Here is a 22,866-nt window from a genome sequence, read left to right as displayed (position 1 = left end):
CTCCTTCTCACTACTCTGGTAAAAAATACCGAAACTATTAATATTAGAAGCATCTGCCTACTGAATACTCACTAATCTTTCCCAGCCATGCCTCTGTCACGCATAGTAACGCTGATTGTCGGTCTGATCGTCATTTTGGGGCTAGCCCTATGGCTAATTGATTCCCTATCACGCCTCTATTGGCAATTATCCTATTCGCCGTTGCTAGGCAATTTGCTGTTGTTGCTGCTGATTATCCTGATTGGAGCCTTGGTTGCAGCTTTTGTTTATTATGTATTGGTGATTAGATCCGGGGAAAAGCGATCGCGTCGCAATCCGAAGCGAGCGACTGCGGCACAAATTCCGGCTGCTAAATCTGATGCAGCTTCTACAACTCTCCAGGCTGTACGGCAACAGGTAGCACAAATTCAAGATGAAGTCACACGTCAAGCTTTATTAAGTCGATCGCGAGAGATTGAAGCCAACCTCGCACGGGGTGAAATTCAAGTAGTGGTATTTGGTACGGGGAGTGCAGGTAAAACTTCCCTAGTAAATGCGATTATGGGACGCATGGTTGGTCAGGTGGATGCACCAATGGGTACAACTCAGGTTGGAGAAACCTATTGTTTGCGATTGAAGGGATTAGAACGCAAGATTTTAATTACAGATACGCCGGGGATTTTAGAAGCAGGGGTGGCGGGAACGGAACGCGAACAAATGGCGCGAGAACTGGCGACAGAAGCAGATTTACTCTTGTTTGTAGTAGATAATGATTTACGGCGTTCAGAATATGAGCCGTTGCGGGGGTTGGCAGAAATTGGCAAGCGATCGCTCCTAGTTCTCAACAAAACTGATTTATATACAGACGAAGATAAAGAATCCATCCTTGCGAGATTGCGTCAACGGGTACGGGGATTTATTGCTACTAATGATGTGGTAGCGATCGCTGCTAATCCGCAACCTGCACAACTTGAAACTGGCGAAACCTTCCAGCCAGAACCGGATATTGTTCCCTTGTTGCGGCGCACGGCTGCTGTTTTACGTGCCGAAGGCGAAGATTTGGTGGCGGATAATATTCTTTTGCAATCTCTGCGATTGGGAGATGAAGCGCGAAAACTCATTGATGGCCAGCGTCGCCGTCAAGCTGACAAAATCGTAGAACGGTTTCAATGGATTGGCGCTGGTGTGGTATCAGTGACGCCGATACCAGTTGTAGATTTATTGGCGACAGCCGCTGTTAATGCTCAAATGGTTGTGGAAATTGGCAGAGTGTATGGCTGTGAATTGAATATGGAACGGGGACGAGAGTTAGCCCTTTCTTTAGCGAAAACCATCGCTAGTTTAGGCATTGTCAAAGGAGCAATTCAATTATTATCTACAGCGTTGCAACTCAATGTTGCCACCTTTATTATTGGTAGAGCAATTCAAGGTGTGACAGCAGCTTATTTAACGCGAATAGCGGGAAAAAGTTTTATTGAATATTTTCGCCATGACCAAGATTGGGGTGATGGAGGAATGACGGAAGTTGTACAGCGACAGTTTCAAATTAATCGCAGAGATGAATTTATTAAAGCTTTTATTCAGGAGGCGATCGCACGGGTAGTGAAGCCATTACAAGATAAATCTGAGGTGGTTGAACATGATGATGAAGTCAATAGTTAAATAATTGAAAATTCAAAAATAAATGTGCTTACTGTTAAGCAGTCCTAAATTATTTAGCCATCGCACGCAACACCTGCCCAACTTCTTATGTTTCATATATAGCAAGCTTTTTGCTGTTTACTAACCGTCGAACTCACGTGAAATTACGCTCCTGTGCTTTAACAGTCAAAAAAAACGAACTTTTTCTTAACTGTTTCAGCGGACAGTTCAACATACCTCTACACCTGATTACTTGATGTGTAATATCCAGTCATACCAATTGGAAGAAATACGGAATTTTGCAGTCTAATTCACCTAATAGTGGTAGTATTTTCACTAATCACAGTGTAATTGCCTATTTAAGGATGTTTTTTCTGTCTAATCATCCGAATTAGCGGTATTAGACTGATAAAAACAGTCTCATAAATAGTTTGCCTACTACAAAATCTGACTGGTGGGAAATCCTGTATTTATCCCTGCCAGAACAGCACTTTGTTGCAACTGATAGCTGACAGCAGCCAAGAGAGCTAACCGCTTCACGTAGCGGTTGTGCTTGCTTGAGCTTGTCTTTAAGCTTTTGTGTCATGCCCCAAAGCGGGAGAATCTCAATTTTTAGTTGTTAGAGCGAGGTAAGGAAAATGCAAAATAAATCTACTCAAATGAGGAATATTTTCAAGGTACTGGCGGTAATTCTGGTCATATTTGGTATCTACACTGCTCAGTCTGCTATGGCCTATAGCGCTCAGACTTTCACAAAGGCCAGTCTTGAGGGAAATTATGCCTATGTCAACAACAGTGCTAATGTTGCCAGCTTAGGGCCGATAACCTTCGATGGAAAAGGTGGACTAACTGTAGACCTCATAGCGAACTTACCGTGTGGCAATCCGATTCCTAATTGTTCTAGAAGCATTAACGATCTTCCCCTGGTGGCGAATGGAACTTATTCGGTGGCCACAAATGGTACTGGTGTTGCTACGATCCCTTTCTCTACTGACACGGTGACATATAATTTTATAATCTCCGAAACTCAGAAAAAAGGAAGAATACTCCTAGCAACCCAGGTTTTTGCGATTGGTCAAAAAGGAGGATTGGCTGGGCAGTTAATCGCTCCCACATGGAGTCGAGTATCAGACTAAGGATGAAGCAAGCATAGCCGAGTAGAGTGAGCAAGACTGAAACCTTGTCCACTCTATTTTTATAAAAAATAGATTTTTACTACGCAAAAATACTTAAAAAAATTAGCTTGTATTTAAAGTATCAAAAGCTCTGATTATTTATTTCTAAAGTATTCCGGAAACAGGAGGGAATGTCAGAAAAACTAGATAAAAGGACTTACTGAGTAACCAGGTCATGACCCACCACATAATCGGTAAATTACTACAAGGGCGTTACCAAGTTGTCCAAAGCCTCGGTGCAGGGGTGTTTGGACAAACATACATTGCTGTAGACGTAGATTATCCAGAGAATCCTAAATGCGTTATTAAGCAAATTAAAGTTAGCAGTTCCGAATCCGGCTACTTGGATATGTTGAGGTTACTGTTTCTGACTGAAACTGAAACCCTCAAGCTTCTAGGAAGCCATGACCAAATTCCTGAATTTATCGCCTGTTTTGAAGAAAACGAGCGATTTTATATAGTGCAAGAGTGTATTGAAGGACATGCGCTAACTGCGGAATTGCCCATCGAGCAACATTTCGGCTGTCTGTGGAGTGAAAGCGAAGTTGTAGAATTTTTGATAGATGTCTTAGGTATTCTAGAATTTGTCCACTCTCAAGGCGTGATCCATTGCGATATCAAACCGGAAAACTTGATCAGACGTACTGTTGATAACAAGTTAGTTATGATTGACTTTGGCTCAATCCAGTCGATCGATTTTGGCATAGGTGCAGAATTGCCCATTTATAGAATTCCCGTCACTTCATTGGGATACATACCACCAGAACAATTTATTGGTCAAACACAGCCCAACAGTGATATTTATGCTTTGGGTATGATTGCTATCCAGGCTTTAACAGGGCTAGAACCACTACAATTAAAAACCGATCCTTCTACTAATGAAATTTTTTGGCGTTCTCAAAACACGCCAGTTAACGATTATCTAGCTGCTGTTCTCAGCCAAATGATCCGTTATAATCACCAAGACCGCTTTCAGTCTGCGGGTGAAGTACTGCGGGTACTCAAACAAATAATCTGGGAACCTCAGCCATCAGAAACATTAGAGGGAGATTCTCAATTTTCTCTAGAAGTAGCAAAAAATCCTGTGTCTGGAAAATCATCCCCATTATTAACGGGAATGAAAGTAGGATTGGCAGCTAATTCTTTATTGATGGGATTTGGTGTATATTCTTTAGTTAATACTGCACCTGCATATTCAGAAACAGATACATTATATAAAGCAACAAAAGAATATCAAGCAGGGGATTTAGAAGAAGCGATCGCACTCGCTAAATCAATTCCTTCCCACAGCAATGTTTATCCAGAAGCGCAAGCCACAATTGAAGAATGGCAAGAGCAATGGCAAGTAGCTGCACAGCAATACGAAATAGCACAGCTAGCTTTTCATGAGAGCAGATGGTCAGATGTTCTTCATGCTGCTGCGAAAGTTCCCAAGATTTTATATTGGCAATCTAAAACAGATAAAATAGTTCAGAAAGCATCTGTAAACATTGAAATACAGACGCAAGATTTATTAACAAAAGCTTATGAAAGAGCCGCCGAAAAAGATTTTTCTGCCGCCTTACAATATCTGCGTCAAATTCCTCAAGAAAGTCATGCGGGTGCTTTAGTTCAAGACAAGTTAGCTGAATACAATCGAAAGCGGCAAATCAGAGCGGCCTACTTTTTACAGAAAGCCTATAAAAAAGCATCTATTGGTGATTTCGATCGGGCTGTAAAATTTCTCCGAAATATTCCCCAAGATACTCTAGTTTATGCTCAAGCTCAAGTCAAATTGAATGAATATACTCAAAAACAACGCGTGGTAGCTGACTATCAAAGGATAGCTTCTGCAAAAAGAACAAATTTATTTGTCCCGAAAAAGTCAGTTACTAAGATTGGATCTCTTCAAGAAGTAAATTACTTGCAAGAAGTTAATATCCGGTAAATTTAGTAATTCGTAATGACGCTCTCTACGAGATGCTGCACGTAGCTTGCAATGGGACAAGGGGAATAACCCATGCCTAATGCCCTCTACTTTTTACCAAGGAACCACACCATTTTCATCAAAAAATCCTCCGCTAGAACCATCATCAGGTAAAGTAGCGAGTCTCACTGCTGCGTAGGCATAGCCCCCCGTAGGGATCGCACCCTGCTCAACAGTGCGATACCCTTGGTATTGGTTAATGTCAGTTGCCGTAAAACCAGGATCGGCAGCATTGATTTTAATCGGGGTATCTTTAAGTTCGGCAGCTAATAAAACTGTGATTGCATTTACTGCTGTCTTTGATGAGTTATAAGCAAGAATTTGAGCATTTAATATACAAGTACTGTGTATTACACAACATTCAAGAGCGATCGCCTGTCATATTTGCACTAGTAGTAATTCATACTTCAGATAGCTGTTGAGAGAATATTTGCAGCTTAAAGTAGCAATTGACTCTAAAATTCTTCAAAAAGGTAGATATGCAAACCAAACAGCTGGGCAATTCGGAGCTTAACATTACCCCAATCGGCTTTGGTGCCTGGGCGATTGGTGGAGGTGGGTGGGCTTTTGGCTGGGGAGAGCAAGATGACCAGGAATCGATCGCAGCCATCAATCGCGCTCTTGATCTCGGCGTTAATTGGATTGACACCGCAGCTATTTATGGTCTAGGGCATTCTGAAGAGGTTGTTGCTAAAGCACTAAAAGGTCGATCTAGTCGCCCCTATATTTTTACGAAATGCTCAATGATCTGGGATGAAAAGGGCGAAATTGGTCGCAGTCTCAAAGCGGATTCTGTGCGGCGGGAGGTTGAAGCCAGTCTGCGCCGACTAGACGTTGAAACCATCGACCTTTACCAAATCCACTGGCCTAACCCTGACTCAGATATCGAAGAAGGGTGGACAACTTTGGCCAAGCTCAAGGATGAGGGTAAGGTTCGCTATATCGGAGTTTCCAATTTCAATGTAGAACAGTTGAAACGTATCCAGGAGATTGCGCCAGTTACGTCATTGCAACCGCCTTATTCACTGGTGAAGCCTGATGTAGAAAAGGAAATTCTGCCTTTTTGTAAGGAAAATAACATAGGTGTGATTGTTTATTCACCTATGCAATCTGGCTTGCTCACAGGAAAGATGACACCTGAGCGGGTTGCTAATTTCCCAGATAATGATTGGCGCAAAAACAGTAGTGAATTTCAGGAACCACGTCTATCTCGTAACCTGAAGCTAGTCGAAGTGTTGCAACACATTGGTCAACAACACGATCGCTCTCCAGGTGAAGTTGCGATCGCTTGGACTTTAAATAATCCGACGGTGACTGCGGCGATCGTTGGCGGGCGCAATTCTAAGCAGGTGGAAGGAATCATTGGTGCTGGAGATTTTCGCCTCAATCAGCAAGAACTAAATGATATTGATACTTTCCTGCGCGAGAATCCATAAAATCTCTGGTGGAAAACCTCATAAACCCGACAGCTTTAGTCGGGGGTAATTAGTTATGCTAACCACAATCATTACACCCCACCCCGCTTGCGGGGCTACGGTGTACACACAAGTCTTCTAGAGTTGCGTCATAGGCTTTTGATCCCCCCAACCCCCCGATAAATTGGGGGGCAAAAGTCTCTTAAAGTCCCCCTTTTTAAGGGGGATTTAGGGGGATCTCCAACGATTTTGGGTTTGTACAGAGATGTATATACACCGTAGCCGCTTGCGGGGAGGGGAGATAAAGCGTAGCTTTTGCGGGGTGGGGTTCTTCGGGTTTAATAAGCAATCAAGCCGACATAGTATTATAGCGTTTCCTAATCATAGTCCCCTCATCGCTTGCGGGGAGGGGGTTGGGGGTGGGGTTCTTGTATCTCACCCAAGCGAGAACCGCTATATTCATACTTTTATTTTGTCGCTACGCCGATAATATGAGGACTAACAATTGGTAATTGCGCATCAAATCGCTCATAATGAATGCTACTAAAACCAGCCTTTCCTAATGCTATCCAAGTTTCTCTATCTGGATGACAACCATCACCTATTGCTTTCCAAATTGGACTAACTGTGTTTTGTATTTGTCGCAATAAACTTCCTTCGGGTGCGGCAACATGTTCAATAAATAAGAAGCGTCCACCTGGTTTAAGTACTCTTAAAATTGCCTGTAATGTATAATCTATGTTCGGCACGGAGCATAAAACTAATGTACTAACAACAGTATCGATGCTGTTATCTTCGGCATCTAACCATTCAGCATTCCCAATGCGGAGGTCTATATTTAAACCCAGTTTTTCTGCTTGTTTTTGGAGAGAAAAATGCGTATGTGAATTTGGCTCGATTCCTATCCAATGGATATCTTTAGGATAGTACGGTAAGTTAGCGCCTGTTCTGGGGCTAATTTCTAACACTTTACCTTGGAGATTAGCAAAAAGAGAACGTTTGCGATCGCTGACAATTTGATCATATTTACTACTACTTGAAGTCATCATCCAGGCAAAAAAATGTTTACCAAGGTTTGCAAAAATATTATTTTTTGAATCTCCAATAATTTGGTTTACAGTCATTATCTACTTCCTAATTTTTGAGCCGAGAAACTGGGGTGGTAAACAACCATTTGATAGCCTCAAGGTACAATATTTCGTGTTTGTTGTACCTCACCCATTAGACTCACCTGATAGGATGAATTTAATTAACGTATTACGCGTAGCGACTGACCGTAAGATATCACATAAAGACCAAAACGGTAGATGCGCTAAATATAGGGTGATGAGCGATGCCTACGGCGGGCTTTGCCTACGCTATGGTTATACAATTTTGGGTAATTATAGCCAGAGATTTTTGAACCTATCGTGGCAGTCCCTACCCTCAACTCTTAGTAGGGTAGGAATTAGAGCGGGTTATTAGAACGAAGTGGAAATAACCAATCCATTATAGCTACTTTCTATTTTAAGTATTCCTGAGAAAAGTTAATATAACTGCGGATGTTATAATCCAAAGTGGGTTTGGCAAAACAGCGTTTATTGAACTCCAATCGCTCTAATGAAGTACGAGATACCAAATTGGCAGCGGTAGTAACTTAAATTCTACGACGAATAGTGACATAAAAATTAACTGAAAACAATTGTTTCATTCAAGAAAAATTATGAGCTTTAAACTTCAAGCTTTGCAACTTCCGACTCTCCAGAAAAAATCCGAAGGGCTAATTGTAACTGCTTGGCAGAAATTTCTTTTAGATTACGACTTCCCTATTGCTGCCGTTGATGGTGATTTTGGGAATATTACAGCTCAAGCAACTCGTGATTATCAGACTAGTAATGCTTTAACAGTAACGGGAATTGTCGATACTGCTACTTATAAAAAAGCGTTAGAGCAAGGTTTTGCAATTTATTTCGCTATCTATACCAATGCCGGTAAACAACTATTAACCTATCTCAACTTTGGAGAGAACGAGATCAAAGATTTACAAAAAAGTTTAACAGGGATCGGTCGTTTGAATCCACCGTTAGTAGCTGATGGCGACTTTGGCACCAACAGTACAAAAGGACTAGCTGAAACTTATAAAATCAGAGACATCAATTTTCGAGCCGAATTAGCTCAACAGCTTGCTAATACAACAAAAACCAAGCTTGGGATTGATTTGGAGTTGGCTTTAGACAACATAACTGAATACGCCAAAAAATTAAGACAACGACTGAGTGGAAAAGCCTGGGTTAATTTTTTCCCAGACAGCGACTTAATTGATGATTTAGCTTCTCCCTTCCGTCAAAAAGTCCAAGCTTTTGAGCAAGCTTTAAAAAATGCTGGAGCTAATATTGATATCTCTTCAGTATTTCGCCCCTCAGAACGAGCTTATTTAATGCACTATGCTTTCCGTATTAGTAATAATGAAATTGCTGCCAAAGATGTTCCACCTATGCCTAATGTAGATATTAATTGGCTACATTACACCAATGCTGGTTCTGTCCAAGCTGCTAAAGAAATGGTGTCTGCTTATAATATTGCTTTTCGACCTGTTCTTACCTCTCGTCATACCCAAAGATTAGCAATTGATTGGGAAATTACTTGGTCAGGAACCTTAAATATCAAAAACGCTAGTGGAACGACAGTTAGTATTAATCAGCCACGAACGAGTTATGAAAATTCTACTTTATGGCAGGTTGGGCGTTCTTACGGTGTGATTAAATTATCTAGCGATCGCCCCCACTGGTCAAATGATGGACATTAATAGCTAGGAGGAACTGCATATATGGAGAACGCTGTTCCAAAGTTCAAAGTGAAATTATTGAAGAATTCAGGAGTGGAGCAAGGAAAGCTCCGCCAAGCCTCCAAAATAACTCTTCGTGAGGGATTTCTATTTGCGTCTCCCAATCTATGCATATTCTTTTAGTACGGTAAACCGTATTTGCTCGTTAGTTCACAAAGATTCATTAAATTGTTAAGTTTAGTTACATAAATAAGTAAAAAAAGCTGCAAACATTGCTAAATGGGAGAAATTATGAGAAACGGTAGTATAGTTGAAGATCGAGACAAGCTGAACAACTTTGCCTTACCGTTAGCGAGTCTTCTCCCAAAGAGAGATGGCTAACGAGCATCATGAGCCTTACAGCCCGTAGTAGACATTGCTCAGATGCGAATATACCAGCATTTTTGACTAGTCTTTAATCAAGTTTCTCAAAGCGTTAAGGGAAACAAGGAACAGGGGAAGCAGGGGAAAAGCAATGCCCAATGCCCATACCCTATGCCCAATTTTCAAGTTAGTTTTCATTATTTAAGGATTGGTAAAATCTATGGGAATTAAAGAACAGCCTAAGTCACCTCGGTTTCGGATCGTTGCTAATATATTATTGGCAGTATCAGGGCTATTCCTGCTCTTAAATTTATTTTTGCCTGGTTTATTTGCTTCTGGCCCGACTGGTGTTCCCTATAGCCTGTTTATTCATCAAGTACAGGAAGGGGAAGTCAGCCGTGTTTCCGTTGGCCAAAACCAGATTATTTACCAATTAAAAGCAGAAAATGCCGAGCCGGCTCAAGTGTTTGCAACGACACCAATCTTTGATTTAGAGTTACCCAAACTTCTAGAAGAAAAGGGAGTTGAGTTCGCGGCTACACCGCCACCCAAAAATACTTGGTTTACAACCCTCTTGAGTTGGGTGATTCCACCACTGATTTTTATTGGTATTTGGCAGTTCTTTCTCGCCCGTGGTGGTGGTGGCGGTGGTCCGCAAGGTGCGCTTTCCATTGGTAAGAGCAAAGCTAAGGTTTACGTTGAAGGCGAATCTGCGAAAATCACCTTTGCAGATGTGGCTGGGGTAGAAGAAGCAAAAACTGAGTTAGTAGAAATTGTAGATTTCCTCAAGACTCCGGCACGGTTTACGCAAATTGGCGCTAGGATTCCCAAAGGTGTGTTGTTAGTTGGCCCTCCGGGTACTGGTAAGACACTGTTAGCGAAAGCCGTCGCAGGAGAAGCAGGAGTTCCATTCTTCAGCATCTCTGGTTCCGAGTTTGTAGAATTGTTTGTCGGTGTAGGTTCTTCCAGAGTCCGGGATTTGTTTGAACAGGCCAAAAAACAAGCTCCCTGTATTGTATTCATTGATGAATTAGATGCGATTGGTAAGTCTCGTAGTAGTAATGGCTTCTACGGTGGTAACGATGAGCGCGAACAAACCCTCAACCAATTACTAACTGAGATGGATGGGTTTGCAGCTGGGGATGCAACGGTGATTGTACTAGCAGCTACAAACCGTCCCGAAACCCTAGACCCGGCATTGCTGCGTCCAGGTCGCTTCGACCGCCAAGTGTTGGTAGACCGTCCTGATTTATCTGGTCGTGAAGCAATTCTCAAGATTCACGCTCAAAAGGTAAAATTAGGAGATGATGTAAATTTAAAAGCGATCGCTACTCGTACTCCTGGTTTTGCTGGCGCAGATTTGGCAAACTTGGTGAACGAAGCCGCATTATTGGCAGCGCGCAATCTGCGCGAAAAGGTTGCTCAAGAAGACTTTGCCGAAGCAATTGAGCGGGTAGTCGCCGGTTTAGAGAAGAAGAGTCGCGTGATGAACGAGACTGAGAAAAAGATTGTTGCATACCATGAAGTTGGTCACGCAATGGTCGGGGCGCTCACAACCGGAAACGGTCGCGTAGAAAAGATTTCGATTATTCCCCGTGGGATGGCTGCTTTGGGCTACACTCTGCAATTACCAACTGAAGACCGCTTTTTGATGAATGAAGAGGAACTGCGGGGTCAGATTGCAACTCTATTAGGTGGACGTTCTGCCGAAGAGGTTGTGTTTAACAGTATTACCACAGGTGCTTCCAACGATTTGCAACGAGCAACTGACTTGGCAGAACGGATGGTAACATCTTATGGTATGAGCAAAGTTTTAGGGCCACTGGCTTACCAACAAGGACAACAATCGATGTTTTTGGGTAATGGTGGGGCTAATCCTCGGCGGGCGGTGAGTGAAGACACATCAAAAGCCATTGATAGCGAAGTCAAGGAAATCGTAGAGACAGCCCACGAACAAGCCCTAGAGATTCTCAGACAGAATCGAGACTTGCTAGAAGCGATAGCTACTCAACTCTTAGAAACAGAGGTCATTGAAGGCGAAAAACTGCACGATTTGTTGAGTCAAGTTAAACCTGTAACTCATTCGTAATTCGTAATTCGTAATTCGTAATTCGTAATTCGTAATTCATACATAGAGGGACGCAGAAGATAACTTTGCGTCCCTCTGCGTTAAACCTCTGCGTTCCTTTGCGTTTCAAAAATGCCACTCACCGCAATGCAAACACCAGCAACCAAAAATGCCAATCCACCCCCAATAGCACCGACAAAAGGTGTTATCTGTTGCAGTTGGGGAAATATAACGCCAAACAAACTCATCGCTAAAGCAAACCCACCAAAATACATCCCAATTCCTAATCCCGCCCACCGCTGGGGTACTAATCCTAAAGCAAAAGGAATTGCCCCGTTGACAATTAAACTAAAGCTCGCAACGATTAACAAAATTATCGGAATTTGTGCGCCCAGAGATATCATTATCAATAACGAGGGAATGATTGCACAGATGCCACAAAGCATTGCTTGACTATTACCAATTTTGACGGCGAAAATTCCCGCTGGTATGCTGGCAATTGCGATCGCTATTCCAATCCACACCAGTTGCATATCAATATTATCAGTATTCAGTTGGGTTTTGAGTACTTTACCCAAGACATCCATGAGAAATCGGATACCCCACGCTACACCAAAACCAGTTACTAAAATCAAAGCCAATTTCTGTAAGGGCAACTTTACTACTTCTGCTTGGTGTCTATCCACTGGTGCTTCTGCGGGATTAACCAACCGCAACACAGCCGCCGCCCCCAGCATGAGAAAGGAACCGATGTCTACGACGGGCTACGCCTACGCAAAGGTATAAACTGGCCCTAAACTCAGAATAAACTTGTAGCTTATCGGTTTAAAAGCTCCAATTAAACCGCCTGCTAAAGTGACAACACTTGCTGTTAAAGGTAACTGGGCTGGCTTAGAATACATCCCCAATAGGCACATAGCTGGAGAGCGAAATATTGTCATTGCCAATGCCCAAGCTACCAATACTATAGGTAAGAGCGATGCCTGCGGCGGGCTATGCCTACGCATCACGGTAGTAGGTGGGATCAAACTTACAACACATGGTATAGCAATGAACAAAGCCGATGCGAGAATCATACCCACTGAGATGAAGGGAAACCGAGTTCCTACCCAGCGTCTAGCTTGGTCTGAAAGTCCGCCTATCACTGGTTCCAGCACCGTACCCAAGGCATTTTCGACTAACACCAAGCCAACTGCCAGTGAAGCAGGAAAACCAAACTGAGTCAAAAGTTGCGGCAAATATATATTATAAATTAACCAAGAGAGGGTAATTGCTCCCTGCACCGCTGCCAACACCCAAACTTGTACCCATAAAATATTGAGATGAGATTTCGAGGTAGTCATAAGGAGATGGGGGAATGGGGACTTAAACCGCAAACTCGCTCTGCTCACGGCAGGAAACAGAGGGTAGTATTCCTCCTGCCTCCTGCCTCCTGCCTTCTCCCTTGGCGCTAGCCTCTCCCTTTGGGAGAAGGGGAGACGCTAAAAGCGATCTGCCTCCTGCCTCTCTTTTTAATACTCTGGAACTGAAGGATCGATTTCTCGACTCCAAGCGGTAATTCCGCCTTTAACATTCGTCCCCACAATCCCGGCTTCCTTGAGAATAGCGAGGGCTTTTGCCGATCGCCCGCCCATCTTACAATGAGCAATTAAGCGGTGTCCGTTCAATATTTCCTTCACCTTAGCAACACCATTCCCATTTTCAATGTCTGGTAAGGGCACCAACACTGAACCCGGAATCTTGGCAATGTCGTACTCATGGGGGTTACGGACATCCAGCAGTACAAAATCCTTCGCACCGCTATCCAACAATTCCTTCAAATCCTTGACGGTCATTTCTTGACTTTCCAACTGCTGTTTTGCCTCCTCTGCCTTAGCTTGTGGAATCCCGCAGAATTCTTCGTAGTCTATCAGCTTTTCAATCACTGGGCGAATCGGGTTAGGACGCAGTTTTAACTCCCGAAATTTCATATCCAAGGCGTTGTATAGCAGCAATCGCCCGCTGAGAGTGTTGCCTTGTCCCAGAATGATTTTAACAGTTTCGGTTGCTTGGATTAAACCAATAATTCCTGGCAAAATTCCCAATACGCCACCTTCTGCACAAGAAGGAACCATCCCTGGTGGTGGTGGTTCTGGGAAAAGGTCACGATAATTCGGGCCACCTTCGTAATTAAATACACTAGCTTGCCCTTCAAAGCGTAAAATTGAACCGTAGACGTTGGGCTTATTCAGCAATACGCAGGCGTCGTTAACTAGATATCTGGTGGGAAAGTTATCAGTACCATCGACGACGATATCGTAAGGTTGAATCAGTTCCAGGGCGTTTTCGGAAGTCAGACGAGTTTCGTATAAATCAACCTGACAATAGGGGTTAATCTCGTGAATCCGGTTTTTTGCCGATTCAATCTTGGGTTTACCCACCCAGGATGTCCCGTGAATTACTTGGCGTTGCAGATTAGAAGTATCGACAACATCAAAATCGACAATGCCGATGCGTCCAAGACCCGCCGCCGCCAAATATAAAAGTAGTGGTGAACCTAGTCCACCTGTACCGATACACAGTACACTGGCAGCTTTTAGGCGTTTCTGTCCTTCTAGTCCTACTTCCGGTAAAATTATGTGGCGGGAGTAGCGTTCGTAATCGTCTTTGGTCAACTGGATTTCGTCCAGATTGGGATTTAGCATAGCAGTTATGATGTGGGAAAGCGGAATATTAATCCTATCGAAAAACTGGATCTTATATAGAGATAGGAGTGGGAAAGACGAATTTTCATCTGTGGGGGCGGCGAAAACCGCGATGAATGACTGTCTTTAAACTAAGCCAGTTATTTTATATTTTCAATTTCCTCTATTTGAAACTGATGAGTATCATCAAGGCTCCAACTTTTGAGTTCTCCAGCTTTGCCGTTTTGGACGGAAACTATTATATACGAGTATCCCTGCCAAGCGTATAGGCGATCGCATTCTGAGGGGATAGCAGGATGATCTGGGTGGGAGTGAAAAATGCCGATAATGTTGAGTGAGCGATCGCGCGCTTCCCTTTGTGTTTTTAACATAACTTCGGGTGCGATCGTATATTGCCGTCTTTTACTTTCTGTTGTGCGTTCCCCTGGAAACTCAGCAGCCGCTTCTGTATTCCAAGCATTTTCTGTTGGTATGACTTCTACCACAGTTTTGCCCTCATTAGCCAGATAGCCCAAAATTATACCACAGCACTCATCTGGGTAGGTGCTTTCGGCATGGGTGCGGATGGTTTGCAAGTGTTCTTGGCTAAGTTGAATCATGTCTGCGTTTGTAATTTTAGCAACTTTTAACAATTCTTGCTGAATGCGTATGCTAGCAAAAACCACAGGTGTTACCCGCATTTCTCACAAAACGGTAGGGGCGGGTTCATGAGATATTCTGTGAATGATTGAAACATATTTGTGAATCCGCCCCTACAGCCTCTGGACTCGGGTTTCATAAATTTGGTGAGAGTTGTACTTAGATAGTTTGAGATAGTTGGATAATTACTACGTATAAGTCTTAAAATAGGGTGAAAATTAGAGAAATATTACTTCTCCTCAAGGTTGAGATAAAAGTATGTCGAAAACGTCAAATTTCGCCAAATTATTTGTGTCCTAAAAATGCACAAACCGCAGATTGATAACTGAAATTTACTGAAAAAATCGATTTAGATAGGTAGAAAGTTATGGCAAATATCAATGGCACAAACGGTAATGATACCCTCTATGGGACAACAAGTGATGACTTGATTAATGGTTTAGCAGGTGACGATCAACTATATCCTAATGGAGCCTACGATACCCTCAACGGTGGCAGCGGTAAAGATAAATTTGTTTACGAGGCTAACCTTAACAGTCGTACCATTATCATCCCCGATTTCGATGGCATTGGTAAAGGCTCAAACCCATCAGCAGAGGTGATTGCCTCAGTGGATACCTTGCAATTTACAGGAGATGAGCAATTAATTGCGAGAAATTTGCTATTAACTCCATTAATTCAAAATGGAAACAACTTAGAAATCAGCTTTGACGGGGCGGAGTTTAGTGCCACAGTTTTTCTGGAAAACTTTGTCCTAGAAAACCTAGACAATTTAGCCCAGGTTGGCAATATCCTATTCTATGGGCAAACTAGTATTAAAGACAGCTTTGATGTCTTCAATGCCAACTCCACCCAAAGCACTATCTTCAACAAGAACACAGTCACTTTTCTTAACGACCTCGACAATAATGTTAACGGCTTTGACAACTCAGATGATGTCATCAATGCTCAGGGGGGCAATGACAAAATCGACGGCTTGAGTGGCAACGACTTGCTGCGAGGTGGTATGGGGAATAACACTCTCATTGGTGGTGCAGGTGACGATACCTTGCGTGCTGAAGGCTATTTATCAGGCGATAATCTACTGAATGGAGGCGATCGCAATGATTTCCTCTCCGTCTCTGACTCCTATGGCAAAAACACCATTGAGGGTGGTGCCGGTGACGATACCTTGAATGCTAGCTTTTCATCAGGCGATAATCTACTGAATGGAGGCGATGGCAACGATTCTCTTGTCTCTGGCGCCTCTGGTAATAATACCCTCAACGGTGGTAATGGTGATGATATCTTTACCACAAGTATCGGTCGCATAAACAATAATATCCTCACAGGTGGCGGTGGCAAGGATAAATTTGTTGTTTACAATTTCTCATACTACAACAAAACTAATAATATCATCACTGATTTCGGCGGAGTAGATAAAAACATAAATCCCTCGGCAGCAGTGATTGCCGAAGTGGACACCCTAAGTTTTCAGGACAATGACTTCTTCTTCTCGTTTACTGCTCAAAATATGCTGCTGGCCGAGAATGGCAACAATCTGGAAATCACCTTTGTAGGGACGCTTCCTAAAGGCAAACTCATCTTGAAAAACTTTGCCCTAGAAAACCTGGATAACCTCAGCAAATCTACAGGAGCAACTGTAGATTTGGGCAATATTCTGTTTGAGGGGCAAACTAGTATCACAGACAGCTTTGATGTTTTTAATGCCAACTCCACCCAAAACACGGTCTTTAAAAAAAACACAGTCACTTTTCTTAACGACCTCGACAATAATGTTAGCGGCTTTGACAATTCAGATGATGTCATCAATGCTCAGGGAGGCGATGACAAAATCGACGGATTGAGTGGCAATGACCTTTTGAGAGGTGGTGTAGGCAATAATACCCTCAATGGTGGTACTGGTGATGATAGCTTGAATGTTGACTCTTCATCAGGCGATAACCTGCTTTTTGGTGGCGATGGCAATGATTCTCTCTTTGCCTCTGGCTACCAGTATTACTCCAGCCAATACCAAGAAGGCGACGACACACAAGGCGACGATCTTCGCTTAGAGGGTAATAATACCCTCAACGGTGGTGCCGGTAACGATAACTTGAGTGCTAGTGGTTCAAAAGGCGATAACCTACTTTTTGGTAGCGATGGCAATGATTCTCTCTCTGTCTCTGGCTATTACTCAAACCCTGGCGGCGACTTTTTCCAGTACAAAAACAATCGCACATTAGGCAATAATACTCTTAACGGTGGTGCTGGTGACGACACCTTGAGTGCTAGTGGTTCAGCAGGAGATAACCTCCTCTCTGGGGGTGATGGCAATGATTCTCTCTCCGTCTCTGGCTTTATCGAATATAATTACGACTCCTCCTCGAACTCTGTCTCATCTGGCAATAACACCCTTAACGGTGGCGCTGGTGATGATACCTTGGATACTAGTGGTTCAACAGGCGATAACCTGCTTTTTGGTGGCGATGGCAATGATTTCTTATATATCAGTACCCCATCAAACACCCGATCTACATATCCTCCCGCCACTTCTGATTTAGTGACTCAAACGGCAGATGCGGGTAAGGGTGACGATTTATTGTCCGTCGATTACACCTTTGCTACCGGAGGAATCATTTCGACTTTTGATGCTACTACTAACATTGGATCTATTACGGCAGGTACGAATCGAGTTAGCTATAAGTTTATCGAACGATTCAATATCTTAGGTACAGCCTACGATGACAACATCGTGGGGAACAGTAGTAACGATAGGCTCTCCACAGGTTCTGGTGGCAAAGATACGATAGATGGAGGAAAAGGTGACGATGTGTTATCTGTCAATTACACCTTTGCTACAGGAGGGGTCACTTCGACTTTTGATGCCACTACTAATAGTGGAGCAATTACTGCGGGCAATGATCGAGTTAACTATAAGTTTATCGAACGATTCAATATCTCAGGTACAGCCTACGATGACAACATTGTAGGGAGCAATGGTAACGATACGCTTTCCCTGGGCTATGATGGTAATAATGGTGGCAAAGATACTATAGATGGGGGAAAGGGTGACGATGTGCTGTTCTCTTATTACTACTATAGTGATGTTAGTAATACCGAGGGAATCACTTCGACTTTTGATGCGACTACTAACAGTGGATCGATTACGCTAGGCAATAATCGAGTTAGCTACAAGAATATCGAAGGATTAAATATCATAGGTACATTTCGCCCTGACAATATTGTGGGGAGCAATGGCAACGATACGCTCTCCGGGGGCTATGGTTATAACGATTCTTCATTCTATCATGAACTTTCAGATAACGATACCCTTTATGGAGGAGATGGTATTGATACCTTTTTTTTCCATAGTATTAATAATAATAATGAAGAAGGTATCGAGCGCGTTTATGACTTTAACGCGACTAATGAACTAATTCAAGTATCGGCTGATTTTGGTGGCGGGTTATCAAGAGGTTCACTTAAGACAAGCCAGTTTACCCTCGGAACATCTGCAACGACAAGCAATCAAAGATTTATCTATGACTTTACTACAGGTGCACTGTATTTTGACTCTGATGGTAGTGTGGGTGGATTCACTCAGGTACAATTTGCACAATTATCTCCTGGCTTGACAATAACCGAAAAAAACTTTGTGGTTGTTTAATTTTTATTAGCGCTCTAGCATCAGTCTGGATACAGCTTGCGAGGTGTTCTTTTCAACACCTCGTATTCGATTGATCGATACAATTACTTTTAACAAAGAGGATGTGTTAGGTTTTGTTTCTTAACTTTTGGCATGGGTGCGGATGGTTTGCAGTATTCTTGGTTAAGTTAATTTATGTCTGCGTTAATAATTTTGATAACCTATAGCGATTTTTGCACGGTTATATATTGGCAGGCGATCGCTCTCATCGTAGTATAAGTTAACCAAGGCGTATGCTAGCAAAAACCGCAGGCGTTAGCGTTCGCGCAGCGTTCCGCAGGAAAGCTTACCGTACCCCTCCGGGGAAGCAAGCTACGCGTAGCGTCTGTCTACGACACGCTGCGCGAACGCAGAGAAGGTATCGCAGCCTTTAAAAAAAGATGTATTTTTTATTACTCTTTAAAAGATTTGCCTACTAGGTTCTACTTTCTTATTGCCTAGACCTCAGTAGAATATGAAGAATATACAAAGCTCAGTACTTGGGTATACATTTTTCAGCAAATAATGTGAAGAGTATGCAAAGATGAGTATTTAAGTATAGACATCTAAGTATGATATTGACTATGTAGTTATTTTGAGGCTCTTAAGATGTTCTCTATTTTCAAGCTAGACACCCACGGATAACAGTCCACAAAGAAGACATCAAAATCTTTTTCCCGATTAAGAGTCAACTGTTGATTATTTTCTCTTCTAGAAGGACTTAGGCACTGGCAAAAAAACAAATATCAAATATGAAGGATGAATTTCATTGAACCTGAACTTTTCGATACTTGGAAGAGTGATTTTTACTCAAAAAGAATGATAAAAAAGCCTCAAATCACCACTTATCGGAAATTCACACGCTAATTAATTTGTACAGTTGCTTAAGACTTAGATAGTTTGAGACTCTTAAAGAAAGTATACGTAAAAACCTTGGAATAAGGTGAATATTCGAGAAATTTACTGTTCCTCAAGGGTGACGTATAAAGTATGTAGATTTCGGCGAATTTTTGCGCTCTTAAACAGCACAATCTGCAAATTGACAACTGAAGTTACTGAAAAAATCGATTCAGGTAGGTAAAAGTTATGGCAAATATCATTGGAACCAACGGTGATGATACCCTACAGGGTACTTCTAATGACGCGGATACGATTAAGGGTCTTGCAGGCAACGATACCATATATCCTAATGGTGGCAAAGACACCTTAAGTGGTGGAGGCGGCAACGATAAATTCGTCTACTACTACTACAACTACGACAACAGCAACAATACTACGACGATAATCACCGATTTTGGTGGTGTAGGTAAAGGGACAAACCCAACAGCAGCAGTCATTGCCGAAGTGGACACCTTAGAATTCCAGGGCACTGGTGCCATAGCCCAAAATTTGTTGTTGACCCAAAAAGGCAACAATCTGGAAATCAGCTTTGCAGGGGATGCTTATATAACGAGGTTTTTTGATGTCCCAGTTATCCTGCAAAACTTTGCTCTGGAAAACCTGGATAACCTCAGCAAATCTACAGGTGCCACTGTAGACTTAGGCAATATCCTATTTGATGGAGAAACTAGCACTATAGATAGCTTTGATGTCTTCAATGCTAACTCCACTCAAAGCACTATCTTCAATAAGAATACAGTCACTTTTCTTAACGACCTCAACAATAATGTTAGCGGCTTTGATAACTCAAATGATGTCATCAATGGTCAGGGCGGGGATGACCTCATTGACGGCTTAAGTGGCAACGACATACTCAGAGGTGGTGCGGGTAATGACTTCCTCATTGGTGGTGTGGGGAATGATACTCTCGTTGGTGGTGTCGGGAATGACTCCCTCACAGGCAATGATACTCTCGTTGGTGGTGCGGGCAATGATATCTTGAATGTCGAATTTTCAACAGGCGATAACACCCTCAACGGTGGAGTTGGTGACGATGTTTTGAATGCCGGGGCAACATCTGGCAATAACTTACTCTCTGGGGGCGATGGCAATGATTATCTCTCTACCTCTAACGTTTATAGTAGCGTCAGCGAATACATCTATTACCCTTCCTCCAGCAATAACACCCTAGAAGGAGGCGCTGGTGACGATACCTTGAATGCTGAGTCTCCATCTGGCAATAACTTACTCTCTGGGGGCAATGGCAATGATTCTCTCTCCACTTCTGGTATTTATACTTATAGAGGGGAGCCGAATTTTAGCTCATCAGGCAATAACACCCTCAACGGTGGTGCTGGTGACGATACCTTGAATGCTGGCAATTCAACAGGCAATAACTTACTCTCTGGGGGAGATGGCAATGATTCTCTCTCCATTTATGGCGATCTTATCTCCTATAGCGGTCAAGACTCCTATAAACCTTCTTCAGGCAATAACACCCTCAACGGTGGCGCTGGTGACGATACATTGCGTGTTGAGTATTACACAGGGAATAATTTCTTCTCTGGGGACACTGGCAATGATTCCTTCTATCTAGACTTCACAATTCCAGATTCTCTCTCCTCTGGTTTAGTGACTCAAACGATAGACGGGGGTAAGGATGACGATTTGTTGTCAGTCGATTACAGCTATGCTTCTGGGGGAATCACAACGACATTGAATGCCACTACAAATAAAGGAGAACTTACGGTAGGTACTTATCGGGTTAATTACAAGAATATCGAACGATTAAATATCTTAGGTACAGCCTACGATGACAACATTGTTGGCAATGATGGGAACGATACGCTCTACACTGGTTCTGGTGGCAAAGATACGATCGATGGGGGATCTGGTGACGATGTGTTGTCCGTCGATTACAGCAATGCTACAGAGGGAATCACAACGACGTTTAATGCGACCACAAATAAAGGAGAAATTACGGGGGGAATATCTCAGGTTGACTACAAGAATATCGAACAATTAAATATTTTAGGTACAGCCTACGACGACAACATTGTTAGCAATGATGGGAACGATACGCTCTCCACTGGTTCTGGTGGCAAAGATACGATCGATGGGGGATCTGGTGACGATGTGTTGTCCGTTAATTACTATGGTTCTAAAGGGATCGCAACGACATTCAATGCCACTACAAATACGGGAGAAATTACGGCGGGGATATCTCAGGTTGATTACAAGAATATCGAGCGATTAAATATCTCAGGTACAGCCTATGATGACAACATTATTGGTAATGATGGGAATGATACGCTCTCTGGAGGCTATAGTGGCAAAGATACGATTATTGGCGGTGCAGGTAATGATATCCTGACAGGTGGAAGTGGTGACGATACCCTAACTAGTGGCGCGGGCAATGATAAATTTGTTTACAACTTCAACGACAGCTACTACTCTAACGACACTAACACTGATATTATCACCGATTTCGGTGGCGTAGGTAAAGGCTCAAATCCGTCTGCTGCGGTGATTACCTCCTCAGACACCTTGCAATTTACAGGTGGTGTATTCCCTGTAGGTAGTATCTTCACTGCTCAAAATCTGCAACTAACTCAAAATGGTAACAACTTAGAAATTACCTTTGAAGGTTGGGCTAATAGCAACAAAATCATTCTGCAAAACTTCAGCTTAGAAAACCTAGATAATCTGCCAGCAACTTCTTTACGACCAGCTATTGGCAATATCTTGTTTGATGGACAAACCAACATCACCGACAGTTTTGATGTGTTTGATGCCAATTCCACTCAAACTAGCCTATTCAACAAGAACACTGTTACCTTCCTCAATGACCTCGACAACAATATAACGGGTTTTGACAACTCCAATGATGTCATCAATGGTCAGGGGGGTGACGATACCATCGACGGCAAAAGTGGTAATGACTTTTTAAGAGGTGGTGCCGGAAATGATAGCCTCTATGGTGGTGCCGGAAATGATACCCTTGATGGTGGTGAGGGAAATAATACCCTTGATGGTGGCACTGGTGACGATCGCTTGAATGCTAGCGGTTCAACAGGCAATAATATCCTCAATGGAGGATCTGATAACGATAGTTTGAATGCTGGTAGTTCAACAGGCGATAACCTGCTCTTTGGGGGCGATGGCAATGATTCTCTTGATATCTCTGGCGGCTACTACACCAACTACTACATCCCAGACTTTCGCTCTTTAGGTAATAATACCCTCAATGGAGGCGCAGGTAGCGATAGTTTGAGTGCTGGCGGTTCAACAGGTGATAACTCGCTCTCTGGAGGTGATGGCAATGATTCTCTTGATATTTCTGGCGGCTACTACACCAACTACTACATCACAGACTCTCGCTCTTTAGGCAATAATACCCTCAATGGAGGTGGAGGTAGCGATCGCTTGAGTGCTGGCGGTTCAAAAGGTGATAACCTGCTCTCTGGAGGCGATGGCAATGACTCTCTTGACATCTCTGGCAGCTACGACTCATATCCTGGTGACAACCGCGACTTTCGCTCTTTAGGTAATAATACCCTCAATGGAGGCGCAGGTAGCGATAGTTTGAGTGCTGGCGGTTCAACAGGTGATAACTCGCTCTCTGG

At 42.9% G+C, this 22,866-nt stretch carries 12 protein-coding genes and 1 pseudogene; 8 read left to right on the top strand and 5 right to left on the bottom strand.

Annotated features, from left to right (window positions below):
* The first annotated feature begins 87 nt into the window (after positions 1-87).
* The 3 genes from V7K44_RS20030 to V7K44_RS20020 all read left to right on the top strand — a co-directional run bounded on the left by V7K44_RS20030 (position 88) and on the right by V7K44_RS20020 (position 4,722).
* Positions 88-1,641 carry a YcjF family protein gene (locus V7K44_RS20030; RefSeq protein ID WP_334933646.1) on the top strand — a complete coding sequence of 518 codons (1,554 nt, stop codon included), beginning with the start codon at positions 88-90 and terminating at the stop codon, positions 1,639-1,641.
* Between the two features lie 638 nt (positions 1,642-2,279).
* A complete protein-coding gene (locus V7K44_RS20025) occupies positions 2,280-2,756 on the top strand; it encodes a hypothetical protein (protein ID WP_334933645.1) in 477 nt (158 codons plus the stop codon).
* A gap of 214 nt (positions 2,757-2,970) precedes the next feature.
* Positions 2,971-4,722 carry a serine/threonine-protein kinase gene (locus V7K44_RS20020; protein WP_334933644.1) on the top strand — a complete coding sequence of 584 codons (1,752 nt, stop codon included), beginning with the start codon at positions 2,971-2,973 and terminating at the stop codon, positions 4,720-4,722.
* A gap of 93 nt (positions 4,723-4,815) precedes the next feature.
* Here V7K44_RS20020 and V7K44_RS33255 read toward each other — a convergent pair whose 3' ends face one another.
* Positions 4,816-5,043: a hypothetical protein gene (locus V7K44_RS33255; RefSeq protein ID WP_442940705.1), complete on the bottom strand. Its 228-nt coding sequence runs from the start codon at positions 5,041-5,043 to the stop codon at positions 4,816-4,818.
* 197 nt (positions 5,044-5,240) lie between these two features.
* Between V7K44_RS33255 and V7K44_RS20015 the strand changes: the two genes are divergently transcribed.
* Positions 5,241-6,197, top strand: coding sequence for an aldo/keto reductase (locus V7K44_RS20015; protein ID WP_334933643.1), 957 nt, complete (start codon positions 5,241-5,243; stop codon positions 6,195-6,197).
* Positions 6,198-6,643: 446 nt separating this feature from the next.
* Here the strand turns inward: V7K44_RS20015 and V7K44_RS20010 are convergent, their stop codons facing one another.
* Entirely contained in the window at positions 6,644-7,300 is a 657-nt protein-coding gene (locus V7K44_RS20010; protein WP_334933642.1) for a class I SAM-dependent methyltransferase, read from the bottom strand.
* 578 nt (positions 7,301-7,878) lie between these two features.
* Between V7K44_RS20010 and V7K44_RS20005 the strand changes: the two genes are divergently transcribed.
* The gene (locus V7K44_RS20005; protein ID WP_334933641.1) at positions 7,879-8,961 is read left to right on the top strand and encodes a peptidoglycan-binding domain-containing protein; all 1,083 of its coding nucleotides are present in this window, start codon (positions 7,879-7,881) and stop codon (positions 8,959-8,961) included.
* 562 nt (positions 8,962-9,523) lie between these two features.
* Positions 9,524-11,392: an ATP-dependent zinc metalloprotease FtsH4 gene (gene ftsH4 / locus V7K44_RS20000; protein WP_334933640.1), complete on the top strand. Its 1,869-nt coding sequence runs from the start codon at positions 9,524-9,526 to the stop codon at positions 11,390-11,392.
* A gap of 80 nt (positions 11,393-11,472) precedes the next feature.
* Here ftsH4 and V7K44_RS19995 read toward each other — a convergent pair.
* The 3 genes and pseudogenes from V7K44_RS19995 to V7K44_RS19985 all read right to left on the bottom strand — a co-directional run bounded on the left by V7K44_RS19995 (position 11,473) and on the right by V7K44_RS19985 (position 14,654).
* Positions 11,473-12,714: pseudogene (locus V7K44_RS19995) on the bottom strand (MFS transporter).
* Between the two features lie 168 nt (positions 12,715-12,882).
* On the bottom strand, positions 12,883-14,055 hold the full coding sequence (gene moeB / locus V7K44_RS19990; RefSeq protein ID WP_334933639.1) for a molybdopterin-synthase adenylyltransferase MoeB: 1,173 nt from the start codon (positions 14,053-14,055) through the stop codon (positions 12,883-12,885).
* 140 nt (positions 14,056-14,195) lie between these two features.
* On the bottom strand, positions 14,196-14,654 hold the full coding sequence (locus V7K44_RS19985) for a M67 family metallopeptidase (protein WP_334933728.1): 459 nt from the start codon (positions 14,652-14,654) through the stop codon (positions 14,196-14,198).
* 407 nt (positions 14,655-15,061) lie between these two features.
* Here V7K44_RS19985 and V7K44_RS19980 point away from each other — a divergent pair, with 407 nt between their 5' ends.
* A complete protein-coding gene (locus V7K44_RS19980; protein WP_334933638.1) occupies positions 15,062-18,343 on the top strand; it encodes a calcium-binding protein in 3,282 nt (1,093 codons plus the stop codon).
* A 1,104-nt stretch (positions 18,344-19,447) separates the two neighbouring features.
* Positions 19,448-22,866: beta strand repeat-containing protein (locus tag V7K44_RS19975; protein ID WP_334933637.1), on the top strand; the 3,419-nt coding region annotated here is incomplete at its 3' end.

It is taken from the genome of Nostoc sp., from assembly GCF_036917235.1.
Lineage (GTDB): Bacteria > Cyanobacteriota > Cyanobacteriia > Cyanobacteriales > Nostocaceae > Nostoc.
Note: the sequence above shows the minus strand (reverse complement) of the source record. Positions and strands in the feature narration are given on the sequence as shown.